Here is a 12357-nt window from a genome sequence, read left to right on the forward strand (position 1 = left end):
TACCCACCAAGAGGCCGCCATGAGCCGCGACAGCCGTTACCTGGAATCTATCCTCCACCACGACATCCCCCTCACCCGGGAAATGGGCCTCAAGGTGCTCGACTGGCAACACGGCCAATTGCAACTGCACTTGCCCCTGCAAGCCAATATCAACCACAAGAGCACCATGTTCGGCGGCAGCCTCTATTGCGGCGCGGTCTTGGCGGGTTGGGGTTGGCTGCACTTGCAGTTGCGCGAAGAAGGCATTCTCGAAGACGGGCATATCGTGATCCAGGAAGGGCAGATCAGTTACCCGCTGCCGGTCACACGAGACGCGACCGTGATCTGCCAGGCGCCGGAGGAGAAAGTGTGGAAGCGCTTTGTGGCGACGTACAAGCGCTATGGCCGCGCGCGGTTGACCCTGGAAACGTGGATTGTGAATGACGGCAGTGACGAGCGCGCAGTGGTTTTCAGCGGCCAGTACGTCCTGCACCGCTAGCCGCCGCGCCACAAAACAAAGTGGGAGCAAGTCAAATCGTCGCACCGCCCCTCCCACATGTTGATCTGCGGAGGCCTTAAGCGCGGGCCAGGGTGAGCAGGCGTTCGCGCCACGCGGCTTTGGCCGGCAGCGCCAGGAAGAACGGGTTCAGCAACGATTCCCGCGCCGGATAGCTGAACGGCTCGCCGCTCAACTCCAGCACTTCGCCGCCCGCACCTTCGAGCACGCCCTGGGCTGCGGCGGTATCCCACTGGGAGGTCGGCGCCAGGCGCGGGTAGCAATCGGCACTGCCTTCGGCCAACAGGCAAAACTTCAACGAGCTGCCGATATTCGCCAGCTTCAACTCACCCAAGCCTTCGCTCAAGCCCTGGAGCAAACGCTCCTGCTCAGGGCTGCTGTGTCGGCGGCTGGCAACCACGGTAAACGCCTCGCCGGCGGCCGGGGCCAGGCGCACCTGGATCGGCCTGGGCGCTTCGTTCACATCGGAGCGCCACGCCCCCAGGCCCGCGCCGCCAAAGTAGCAACGGCCGCTGGTGGGCATCGACACCACGCCAAACACCACGCGGCCCTGTTCGATCAACGCGATGTTGACAGTGAACTCATCGCTGCCGGAAATGAATTCCTTGGTGCCATCCAACGGGTCCACCAACCACCAGCGCTGCCAGCCGGCACGCACGCTCTGGTCGATATCGGCGTCTTCTTCAGAAAGCACCGGGATGCTCGGGTCCAGCGCGGTAAGGCCGGCGAGAATCAGATGATGGGCGGCAAGGTCCGCCGCCGTCACGGGTGAATTATCGGACTTGGACGTCACGGCCACATTGGCGCGCCAGAACGGCATGATGACTTCACCGGCCTGGCGCGCCAGCTCGATCACCGGGGCAATGAATGGGTGGCCTAGAAACAATTCGCTCATGCGCTGAACACTCCACGCTGGGTCAACAGGTCTCGTACCAGGTACAGCGCGGCCAGGGCGCGGCCTTCGCTGAACTGCTCGTTTTGCGCCAGTTGCGCCAGCTCGCGCAGGTTGACCCGGTCTACACGCATCGGCTCGGGTTCATCGCCTTCCAGGCGTTCTTCATACAGATCGGTGGCCAGTACCACCTGGATTTTCTGGCTCATGTAGCCAGGCGACAGCGAAAGCTCGGTGAGGTGCTCCAACTGGCGCGCGCCATAGCCGGCCTCTTCCTTGAGTTCACGGTCCGCCGCCGCCAGCACATCCTCGCCCGGCTCGATCAAACCCTTGGGCAGCGAAAGCTCGTATTCGTCGGTCCCGCCGCAGTATTCCTCCACCAGCAACGCATGCTCGGCGTCGATCATCGCCACGATCATCACCGCGCCGTAGCCGGCACCGCGCCCCACCAGGCGTTCGTAGGTCCGTTCTACGCCGTTGGAAAAGCGCAATTGCACTGCTTCCACGCGGAACAAACGGCTACTGGCGACTATTTCGCGGGAGAGGACGGTGGGTTTCTGGCGCATAAGCGGCTCCTTGGGGTGATCGGGTTACTATACCGTGGCTTTTCCGATTGTCTGTGTCGGATATCTTTACTTACGTGAGAACGCCCCATGCCCTCTTTGCCCTGGCACGCCATCGACACCGTCCTGCTGGACATGGACGGCACCCTGCTCGACCTGCATTACGACAACCACTTCTGGATGGAGCACCTGCCCCAACGCTACGCCGAGTTGCACGGGGTGAGCCGTGCCATGGCCGAGATGGAGTTGCAGCCTCTGTTCGAGCGTAACGCCGGCCAGTTGCAATGGTATTGCCTGGATTTCTGGAGTGCCGAGCTGAAAATCCCGGTGCGCGAACTCAAGCAGGAAACCGCCCACCTGATCGCCCTGCGTGCGGATGCCGATACGTTTCTGGCGGCGATCCGACAGGCCGGCAAGCGCGTGATCCTGATCACCAACGCGCACCGTGATTCACTGTCATTGAAGATGGAACGCATCGAGCTGGCGCCGTATTTCGAGCGGATGATCAGTTCCCACGACTACGGTTTCGCCAAGGAAAACCCACAGTTCTGGGACGCCCTGCAGGCCGATATCGACTTCGACCCGGCGCGCAGCCTGTTCATCGACGACACCTTGCCGATCCTGCGCAGCGCCAGGGACTTCGGCGTGGGGCATTTGCTGGCGGTGAAAGAGCCGGACAGCAAAAAAGGGCCAAAGGACACCGGGGAATTTGCGGCAGTCGAGGACTACCGGGATCTCATTGTCGGACTCTGAACCCATGTGGGAGCAAGCCCCCACACAGGTTTACCGCGTGTACTACTCGGGAATACGCAGCGTCTGCCCCGGGTAGATCTTGTCCGGATGCGACAACATCGGCTTGTTGGCCTCAAAGATCTTGTTGTACAGATTGGCGTTGCCGTACACCGCCAGGGAAATCGCGCTGAGGGTGTCGCCCTTTTTCACCACGACAAAACGCGCCGCCACAATCGGTGCGGGGTCGGTGACCTTGATCTGGTCATCCACACTCGCGACCCCGGCAATATTGCCCAGCGCCAGCAGGATCTTCTCTTTCTCTTCCTGGCTGGCGACTTCGCCGGTCACGGTCACCTTGTCGCCGTCAACCGTGGTCTGTACGTTCGGATTACCCAGACCGACCTTGGCCACATGCTCTTTCAACTGCTCGCTGGCGTTCGCATTACCCGGCGTCAACAGGTCGATCAACTTTTCGCCGGCTTCCTTAACAAAGCTCAAAATACTCATGCTGCTCTCTCCTTGGGTTTGAGTTCCAGATGCCAAAGACTAGACCAGCCCAACAGATCTGGGTTCCCAGCCGCCTAAAGACCCAAACACGCTAGAATCCCCCCGCCATTGGAATAAGCCCTGGAGCGAAGATGGACATCAAGCAACTGAAATTCCTCATCGCCCTCGACGAGACGCGCCACTTCGGCCAGGCGGCCGCGCGTTGCCATATCACCCAGCCGACCCTGTCGATGCGCCTGCGCAGCCTCGAAGAAGAACTTGATCTGCCACTGGTCAACCGTGGCCAGCGCTTCGAAGGTTTCACCGCCCCGGGTGAGCGCGTGCTGGCCTGGGCGCGCACGGTGCTGGCGGCGTATGACGGCCTGCTGGCCGAAGCCGCAGCCTGTCGCGGCAACCTGGTGGGGACGTTGCGCCTGGGCGTAGTGCCGCTGTCGAGTTTCGATCCGTTGGCGCTGATGCAGCAACTGCACACAGAACACCCAAGCCTGCGCTTTGAGCTGTCGGCCCTCAGCTCTGAACAGATCCTCGAACAATTGGCGAGCAATCGCCTGGACCTCGGCGTGTCCTACCTCGACCGCCTGGACAACGAGCGCTTCGACTCCCTGGCCCTCGGCGAAACCCGCATGGGCCTGCTGTACGACCAACGCTATTTCAGCTTCGGCGAAAAGCCCCTGAGCTGGGAAGCCCTGATCGAACTGCCGCTGGGCATGCTCACCAGCGGCATGCACTTCCGGCAGTCCATCGATCACAACTTCCATAGCCGGGGCCTGCACCCGCAACCGTTGTTGCAGACAGACGCGGTCCATCAGTTGTTACAAGCGGTTCACGGCGGGCTGTGCTGTGCGGTGATGCCCTTGGACGGTGGCCTGGATGCGCTGACCGAGCATCTGCGCCTGCAACCGATCGAAGACGCCCACACCCTGGCGCGCCTGGGGCTGATCATGCGCCGCAGCGCCCCGCGCTCTGCGTTGGCGGAAGCGTGTTTCGCGCTGTTTCAGAAATCGCAAACCGAGTCTTGATCGACGTCATCTATCGGTAGATCAGTACTGGCAATTAGACGCGACGCTTTGTCGCGCCTAGTCTAAACACTGACCCATCCGCCGTCGGTACTGCCTCATGAACGCCAAGCGCCCAGTCTGCGCGGCGCCCGCTGTTCAAACGCCCGCGCCCGCCGCCAGCCAGAGCTACCAGTTTTGCACGCTCGAACACACGGAAGTCGCCAGCACCGCGTTGGCGGAAGAAGTGGCGTTGGCGATTGCCTATAACGACATCAGCCAGGCCGTGATGCTGGTGACGCCGACGGACCTCGAAGACTTCATTGTAGGCTTCAGTATCGGCAGCGGCATTATCGCCGACGTTAGCGACATTTATGACCTGAAACTCAGCGGCACGGGCTCTGCCCAGTACGCTCAGGTGCAGATTTCCAGTCGCGCGTTCTGGAACCTCAAGCAGCAGCGCCGCCAACTGGCCGGTACCAGCGGTTGCGGGTTGTGCGGCGTGGAAGCGCTGGAACACGCCCTGCCGGACCTTGAGGTACTGCCCGGCGCGCCCCTGCCGCCGGCGGAGTGGCTCGACGGCCTGCGCCAGCGCATCAGCGCGTTCCAGCCTCTGGGCCAGCACAGCGGCGCGGTGCATGCGGCGGTGTTCATGAACAACCAGGGCGAACTGCTGCTGGGCCGCGAAGACATCGGCCGACACAACGCCCTCGATAAATTGATCGGCGCGCTGATCCGCCAACGGATTCCAAGCGAAGGCGGCCTGGCCATTGTCACCAGCCGTTGCAGCCTTGAGTTGATCCAGAAAGTCCTGCGCGCGGGCATCCAGACCCTGGTCAGCCTGTCGTCGCCCACCGGCCTGGCCCTGCAATGGGCACGCCGGCACAACCTCAATCTCATCCACCTGCCGCAGAAAAGTGCGCCGCGGGTCTACAGCCCTGCGATGGAGAAACAGCCATGAGCAATCACCACCAAGCCGACCAAACCCCAACCCCGCGCTACAAGCCTTACAAGGGTGCGGCAGGCGGCTGGGGCGCGCTGATCAGCGTGGCGCAGGCATGGCTGACCAGCGACAACGCGCTGAAAAACCTGCGCATGATGCTCAAGACCAACCAAAACGGCGGCTTCGACTGCCCGGGCTGCGCCTGGGGCGACTCGCCGGAAAGCGGCATGGTCAAGTTCTGCGAAAACGGTGCCAAGGCAGTCAACTGGGAAGCCACCAAACGCCGCGTCGATGCCGCGTTCTTCGCCAAGCACAGCGTCACCGCGTTGCTGGAGCAAAGTGACTATTGGCTGGAATACCAGGGTCGCCTGACCGAGCCGATGCGCTACGACGCACAGACCGACCGTTACCAGCCCATCAGTTGGGAGGCGGCGTTCGAGCTGATCGGCCAGCACCTCAACGCCCTGCCGAGCCCGGACATGGCCGAGTTCTACACCTCGGGCCGCGCCAGCAACGAAGCGGCGTACCTGTACCAGTTGTTCGTGCGCGCCTACGGCACCAACAACTTCCCGGATTGCTCGAACATGTGCCACGAAGCCAGTGGCGTGGCCCTGGCGCAAAGTGTCGGTGTCGGCAAAGGCACCGTGACCTTTGACGACTTCGAACACGCCGACGCGATTTTCGTCTGGGGCCAGAACCCCGGCACCAACCACCCGCGCATGCTCGAACCGCTGCGCGAAGCGGTGAAGCGCGGCGCTCAAGTGGTGTGCATCAACCCGCTGAAAGAGCGCGGCCTGGAACGCTTCCAGCACCCGCAACACCCGCTGGAAATGCTCACCAACGGCGACAAGCCGACCAACACCGCATACTTCCGCCCGGCGCTGGGGGGCGACATGGCCATCCTGCGCGGCATGGCCAAGTTCCTGCTGTTGTGGGAGCGCCAGGCCCAGGCCGAAGGCAAGGCAGCGGTGTTCGACCACGACTTCCTCAACGAACACACCACCCACGTGCTCGATTACCTCGGCCAGATCGATGACACCTCCTGGGAAGAAATCGTCGCGCAGTCCGGCCTGCCCCTGGTGGAAATCGAGCAAGCGGCGCGCATGTACGCCAAAGGCAAGAACGTGATCATGTGTTGGGCGATGGGCATCACCCAGCATCGTCACTCGGTGCCGACCATCCAGGAAATCGCCAACCTGATGCTGCTGCGCGGCAATATCGGCCGCCCGGGCGCCGGCCTGTGCCCGGTGCGCGGCCACAGTAACGTGCAGGGCGACCGCACCATGGGCATCAACGAACGGCCGCCGGTGGCGTTCCTCGACGCCCTGGAGCGGCGCTTCCAGTTCCAGGTGCCGCGCACCAACGGGCACAACGTGGTCGAGGCGATCCACGCCATGCTGGAAGGCCGCGCCAAAGTATTTATCGGCCTGGGCGGCAACTTCGCCCAAGCCACCCCGGACAGCCCGCGCACCTTCGAAGCCCTGCGCAATTGCGACCTGACCGTGCAGATCAGCACCAAGCTCAACCGCAGCCACCTGATGCACGGCAAAGACGCGCTGATCCTGCCGTGCCTGGGCCGCACCGACATCGACATCCAGGCCGAAGGCCCGCAGGCGGTGACGGTGGAAGACTCGTTCAGCATGGTCCACGGCTCCAACGGCCAGCTGCAACCGCTGTCGAGCCTGATGAAATCCGAGCCGGCCATTCTCGCCGGCATCGCCGCCGCCACCCTGGGCAGCCAACCGGTGGACTGGAACTGGCTGGTGGCCGACTACGGACGTATTCGCGAGCTGATCGCCGACACCATCCCAGGCTTCAAGGACTTCAACGAGCGGATCAAAAACCCGGGCGGTTTCTACCTGGGCAACGCCGCCGGGGCACGTCGCTGGAACACGCCTTCGGGCCGCGCCAACTTCCGCCCGAACGTTCTGCCCAAGGACCTGATCCACGAACGCACCCACGCCACCGGGCACGTGCCGGACCTGATCATGCAGTCGATGCGCTCCCACGATCAGTACAACACCACCATTTATGGCCTGGACGACCGCTATCGCGGGGTCAAAGGTCAACGCGACGTGTTGTTCGTCAACGAAGCCGACATCATCCGCCTGGGCTTCAAGCCGGGGCAAAAGGCCGACATCGTGTCGCTGTGGGAAGACGGCCGTGAGCGCCGCGTAAAAGGCTTCACCTTGCTCGCGTTCGATATTCCGGCGGGGCAGGCAGCGGCTTACTACCCGGAAGTGAACCCGCTGGTGCCCTTGGAAAGCACCGGGGATGGCAGCCATACGCCGACGTCGAAATTTGTGGCTATCCGCCTGGAAGCGGCGAGCGACAATGGCCTGATCATGGCGCGCTCGGCGTAAATCCCGGGCACAAAAAAGGCCGCTTTTGCATAAAAGCGGCCGTTCCGAAGTAACTAAAGACCCGCCGAAATCACTTAAGTTCCCTAGCTAAAACAGTAAGTTAGAGAATTGTGTACAAGTCGTGTTACTGGTCGGATTTCTATTGTCACAATGTCGACACAGCCTCAGGATCGCGCCGTCATCCTCTTGAGGTCTCTCTATGAAGTTCTCCTCGATTCTCTTGTTGTCCCTTGGCCTGGTCAGTGGCGCAGCCATGGCCGGTGGCACCACCGAAGCCGGTGTAGGCGGCGCATTGGGCGGGGTACTCGGTTCGGTTGTCGGCCAGCAGGTCGGCGGTAATACCGGTTCAGCCATCGGCGCAGCCCTGGGCGGCGCGGGCGGCAGTGCGGTCGGCGCTGACAAGCGCAGCCGCGGCGAAGCAGCCATTGGCGGCGCCCTGGGCGCAGCGGGCGGCAACGTGGTAGGCCGCAGCATGGGCGGCACCACCGGCAGCCTGATCGGCGCAGCCGCTGGCGGCGGCGCGGGCGGCGCGCTGGGCAACTACATGGGCAACAAGAGCGATGACGACGACCGTCGTTACCGTGGCCGTGACGACCGTCGCTACTACCGGGATGGTCACCCTGGCCGTGGCCATGCCTATGGCCATCGCAAGAACAAGCATCACTACCGTGATTGATCAGATCTAAAGAACACTGAAGAAACACTGTGGGAGGGAGCTTGCTCCCGATAGCCGAGTTTCAGTCACCCATGTGCTGGCTGATACACCGCTATCGGGGGCAAGCCCCCTCCCACAGTCAGGCCAGCAAGCGCTGCAACGCCTCGCGCAACCGCTCCGGAATCGTCACCGGCTGGTTCGTCCCCCGATCCACGAACACATGCACGAAGCGCCCTGCCGCACAGGCGTCCTCTTCGCCTGCCTTGAACACCGCCAACTCATACTGCACCGAGCTGTTGCCCAACTTGCCGACCCGCAGGCCTATTTCGATGCGCTCGGGAAAGGCGACGGAAGCAAAGTAATCACACGCCGAACTCACCACAAACCCCACCACCTCGCCGTCATGAATATCCAAGCCACCGTGTTCGATCAGGTAGGTATTCACCGCGGTGTCGAAGAAGCTGTAGTAGGTCACGTTGTTCACATGACCATACACATCATTGTCGTGCCAGCGCGTAATGATCGGCTGGAAGTGCCGGTAATCGGCGCGTTGGGGCATGGAGTCAGGCATCGGCGCGTCTCGTCAAAGTGGGTTTACAGGTTATTCAAATGGATTTCGGCCCACTCGCGTACCTCGGCGTAGGGGTAGTCCTCCAGCGCAGCAAAACCAGGGATGCCGCGTGCCTTCAATTTGGTGAACAGCGGCACGCTGATACCGCCCAGGAACCGCGTCAGCCGTTCGGCGCCGGGCAGTTGGCCGCAGTACTCATGATGCCTGTGGATAAAATCACCGCACAGCCCCATGAAGTTTTTATCCACAAGCGGCGCCAGGCTCGGCGGCGCCGGCAAATGCGCGACATGGCCGTGGCACACCGAACAATGCCCGCAGCGCTGCGGTGCATGTTCATCACCGAAATAGCGGGCCAGGCGCTGGCCCAGGCAGTGTTCGGTGGCGAACAGGTCGAGCATGGCGTGAATCCGCGCCACTTCCGTGACCTCGTGTTGCTTGAAGCCTGTGTATAACTCGGCGCTCAACACCTGCGGATCGAAATCGGTATTCAGCAGGCTGTAGACCTCCGTCATCTGCTTGCTTTCCAGCTCGATCAGGCCCTGCTCCTGGAAGTAATCCAGTGCTTTCACCACGCGATTGCGCTCGGCCTGGTGCTGTTGATAAAGCGTGTCGAAATCCACCGTCGCCCAGGTCTTGGCCCGTTTGCACACCTGGACGATCGCTGCGACAAACGCCTGCCGCTCCCCGGAAAACCGCGCCAACAAGGCCTCAGGCTCGATCAGGTACTTGAACCGGTATTCGGCGTAAAACGCGTAGCGCGGCGCAATCACGCCTTTGAGTTCCAACTGCACCAGCAGCGTCTTGAGGGGCAGCTCGCGGATGTTGCTGTGGTCCGACAGCGAGCGCAGCAGAAACTCCCACTGCCCGTCCCCTCGCGCGGCCTGCAACTCGTCCAGCACACGGCGAATGCCCTCCTGCTCGGGCGTGTCGCCGTACACGAAGTTTTCCAGCACATTGAGGCTGTCGCGGTTGGCGAGCACCAGGCAATCCGAGGGTTGCCCATCACGCCCGGCGCGGCCGATTTCCTGGCTGTAGTTTTCGATGGATTTGGGCAGGTCGAAATGCACCACGTTGCGGATATCGCTCTTGTCGATGCCCATGCCAAACGCGATGGTGGCGACGATGCAATTGGAGCGCCCACCCATGAAACGCTGCTGGATGCCCTCGCGTTTATCGTGGGGCAAGCCGGCGTGATACGCCTCGGCCTGGATGCCATGGCGATTCAGGTGCTCGGCGATCTGCTCGGCGGTTTTCTGCAAGGTAACGTAGACGATGCTCGGCTGGCCGGGCCGCTCGTTCATCCATTGCACCAGCCGCCGACGCTTGTCCGCGCCGCTCACCGGCTCTACCAACAGGTTGAGGTTCGGCCGGTAGAAGCCCGTGGTGATCACGTCGTCAGGCGCAATGGCGAACTTGGCCTGCATGTCGGCAATCACCTTGGGCGTCGCTGTAGCCGTCAGCAGCAGCGCTTGTGGGATATTGAACTGATGCTGGTAGTCCGGCAGCTTCAAATAATCCGGACGGAAGTTGTGGCCCCACTCGGAAATACAGTGCGCCTCATCCACCACCAGCAATGAAATGGGCACGCTCTGCAGGAAGTTGCGAAAGCGCTCGTTCTTCAAGCGCTCCACGGAAATCATCAGGATTTTCAACTCGCCCGAGCGCGCGCGCGCCATCACCTCATTGGCCTCATCGCGGCTTTGCGCCGAATCGATACTGCCGGCCGAGATGCCATGGCGTTGCAGGAAACCCAACTGGTCCTGCATCAGCGCCAGCAACGGCGATACCACCAGCGTCAGGTGCGGTAGCAACACCGCCGACAGCTGGTAACACAGGGACTTGCCCGACCCGGTCGGAAAAATCGCTGCCGCCGAACGACCGGCCAGCACGGCGCTGACTGCGGCTTCCTGGCCCAAACGAAATTGTGGATAACCAAAGACCTGCTGGAGGGTGTCGTGCATAAGCTGTCACTCCATTGACCGCTGAAGGTGGCTCAAAAACATAGCCTGGGACGCTCAGCGAATCGAGATAGGTCGCAAGGAAAAAAGAGACAGGATGATACACAGGATGGGGCAATGGCCTTGGGCCAAATGTGACAAGTTCGACTGTGTAAGTAGGAACATCACAAACCAAATGTGGGAAGGGGATTGCTCCCGATGGCAGTGTATCAGTCAGAAATTAACCGACTGAATTACCGCCATCGGGAGCAACCTCCTTCCCACACCTTAGAACGGCCCTACAGCTAAATCAGCGGTTCTGCACACGCTCGATCGCCGTGTCATACACCGGATTGGCCTTCTGTTCCTTGGCCAACTGGTAGTGACGCAACGCATCCGCGAACTGCCCCGCCGCTTCGTAGATCCGCGCAATGTTGTAGTAGGCGCCGGCACGCACGGTCGCGGCAGTGGCACCGTTCGCCAGGGCGATGGCCTTGCGGTTGGCCCAGATCGACTCGGCGGTGTTGCCGGCCTTCTGATACGCCAGGCCCAGGTTGCCGTAGGCTTTGCCGAAGCTATTGTCCAGGTCGATGGCCTGACGGAACAGGTCGATGGCCTGGTCCAGGTTACCTGCCTGGTAGGCTGCTTCGCCCTTCAGGTTCAGCTTCTTCGCATCCGCTTGTACCGACGAGCTGACAGCCACTGCGGTGACAGCCACGCTGTCGTCCAGCAGCGGCTTGACCTCATTGAGTACGTCTTCGGCACCGACTCTCACACCGGTGAACGTGTTGATGTCCTGGAAGTCGCCACTACCGGTCATGCGGAACACGGTCCACAGGTTGCCAGCGCGGTTCTGCGGCACGTAGTAGGTGCGTACCAGGGATTGTCCCATGTACACAAACACCTTGGCCTCACTGTTGGACAACTCGTTCGAGTTTGGATAACCACTGTTGGAGTAGTCATGCACGGCATACACGTAGCTTTCGCCGTAGTGCTTCTTCTGCAGGGTAATGGTTTCCGGGCCATAGCTGTCGGTGTCGTCCACATCCAACTCAGCGTCGGTGCCCTTTTTGTTACGGAAGAAGATGTTATTGCCGGGGAAAATCATATGCGAGTCGAGGTCGCGCGGGGTCTTGCCCCAGGTCAGCACCACACGCAGGCCGTCGAGGTTTTCCATCACCGGGCTGATGGCGTAGGTCATGCCGGCACAGGGGCACTTCACTACCAGGTTGGAATAGCCGGGCTTCTTGATGATCAACAGGTTGCTGGCATCATCGGCCGCTTCGCTGGTGAGGGTCACCTGGCCTTGGGCGTTGGTGCGGCCCACTACGTTCTGTGCGCCGTTACGTTGCAGCAGGACTTCGGCGTCGGCGATTTTCTGGTCCTTGACCACCGCACTGAGCACCTCGATCGGCAACTGCTCGGCCTGGATCGAAAAAGCCACTGCACACAATGACATCGCCGAAGCGACACGAAGCAAACCCATGCTTAACTCCCTTTAAGTAGTAGGCGGAATCGCCCTGTAAGATTTCGCGGTGAAACATACGCTGAATTCAGAGCGCTGGCAGAATTTTTCTACAGAATGTGATGTGGTTTTATCGAGCACTTGGTACTACGCCAAGATCAGCCTTCGCCTCGGACGACGGGCAAGCGCAACGCCCACAATTGATTGGTTTTACCCGGCAAGTCCCGGCGAAATAAAA

Annotated in this window: 12 protein-coding genes; 6 read left to right on the plus strand and 6 right to left on the minus strand. The window is 61.4% G+C overall.

What is annotated here, in order from left to right:
- Positions 1–19 precede the first annotated feature (19 nt).
- Positions 20–478 (plus strand): YiiD C-terminal domain-containing protein, encoded by a 459-nt coding sequence (locus tag C5F70_RS23225; RefSeq protein ID WP_017848555.1) that lies wholly within the window; start codon positions 20–22, stop codon positions 476–478.
- Positions 479–554: 76 nt separating this feature from the next.
- Here the strand turns inward: C5F70_RS23225 and cysQ are convergent, their stop codons facing one another.
- Positions 555–1391 (minus strand): 3'(2'),5'-bisphosphate nucleotidase CysQ, encoded by an 837-nt coding sequence (gene cysQ / locus C5F70_RS23230; protein WP_017848556.1) that lies wholly within the window; start codon positions 1389–1391, stop codon positions 555–557.
- Positions 1388–1954 carry an ADP compounds hydrolase NudE gene (nudE, locus tag C5F70_RS23235; protein ID WP_017848557.1) on the minus strand — a complete coding sequence of 189 codons (567 nt, stop codon included), beginning with the start codon at positions 1952–1954 and terminating at the stop codon, positions 1388–1390. Before nudE ends, cysQ begins: the two co-directional genes overlap by 4 nt.
- A gap of 87 nt (positions 1955–2041) precedes the next feature.
- Between nudE and yrfG the strand changes: the two genes are divergently transcribed.
- On the plus strand, positions 2042–2704 hold the full coding sequence (gene yrfG, locus C5F70_RS23240) for a GMP/IMP nucleotidase (RefSeq protein WP_017848558.1): 663 nt from the start codon (positions 2042–2044) through the stop codon (positions 2702–2704).
- 42 nt (positions 2705–2746) lie between these two features.
- Here yrfG and lysM read toward each other — a convergent pair whose 3' ends face one another.
- A complete protein-coding gene (gene lysM, locus C5F70_RS23245; RefSeq protein WP_017848559.1) occupies positions 2747–3190 on the minus strand; it encodes a peptidoglycan-binding protein LysM in 444 nt (147 codons plus the stop codon).
- A gap of 131 nt (positions 3191–3321) precedes the next feature.
- On the opposite strand from lysM, the gene C5F70_RS23250 reads away from it, so the two are divergent.
- From C5F70_RS23250 to C5F70_RS23265, 4 genes are all read left to right on the plus strand, one after another.
- On the plus strand, positions 3322–4209 hold the full coding sequence (locus C5F70_RS23250; protein WP_017848560.1) for a LysR family transcriptional regulator: 888 nt from the start codon (positions 3322–3324) through the stop codon (positions 4207–4209).
- Between the two features lie 97 nt (positions 4210–4306).
- Positions 4307–5146, plus strand: a complete 840-nt coding sequence (gene fdhD, locus C5F70_RS23255; protein WP_046385046.1) for a formate dehydrogenase accessory sulfurtransferase FdhD — start codon at positions 4307–4309, stop codon at positions 5144–5146.
- Positions 5143–7491 (plus strand): FdhF/YdeP family oxidoreductase, encoded by a 2349-nt coding sequence (locus tag C5F70_RS23260; protein ID WP_017848562.1) that lies wholly within the window; start codon positions 5143–5145, stop codon positions 7489–7491. The genes fdhD and C5F70_RS23260 overlap by 4 nt, the downstream gene beginning before the upstream one ends.
- A gap of 199 nt (positions 7492–7690) precedes the next feature.
- Positions 7691–8167, plus strand: a complete 477-nt coding sequence (locus C5F70_RS23265; protein ID WP_017848563.1) for a glycine zipper domain-containing protein — start codon at positions 7691–7693, stop codon at positions 8165–8167.
- A 118-nt stretch (positions 8168–8285) separates the two neighbouring features.
- Here the strand turns inward: C5F70_RS23265 and C5F70_RS23270 are convergent, their stop codons facing one another.
- The 3 genes from C5F70_RS23270 to C5F70_RS23280 all read right to left on the minus strand — a co-directional run bounded on the left by C5F70_RS23270 (position 8286) and on the right by C5F70_RS23280 (position 12140).
- A complete protein-coding gene (locus tag C5F70_RS23270; protein ID WP_046385048.1) occupies positions 8286–8717 on the minus strand; it encodes a thioesterase family protein in 432 nt (143 codons plus the stop codon).
- A gap of 23 nt (positions 8718–8740) precedes the next feature.
- Positions 8741–10678 (minus strand): ATP-dependent DNA helicase RecQ, encoded by a 1938-nt coding sequence (locus C5F70_RS23275; protein WP_104904123.1) that lies wholly within the window; start codon positions 10676–10678, stop codon positions 8741–8743.
- 286 nt (positions 10679–10964) lie between these two features.
- Positions 10965–12140 carry a tetratricopeptide repeat protein gene (locus C5F70_RS23280; protein ID WP_017848566.1) on the minus strand — a complete coding sequence of 392 codons (1176 nt, stop codon included), beginning with the start codon at positions 12138–12140 and terminating at the stop codon, positions 10965–10967.
- Between the last annotated feature and the right edge of the window lie 217 nt (positions 12141–12357).

The organism is Pseudomonas sp. LH1G9 (assembly GCF_002949975.1).
Taxonomy (GTDB): domain Bacteria; phylum Pseudomonadota; class Gammaproteobacteria; order Pseudomonadales; family Pseudomonadaceae; genus Aquipseudomonas; species Aquipseudomonas veronii.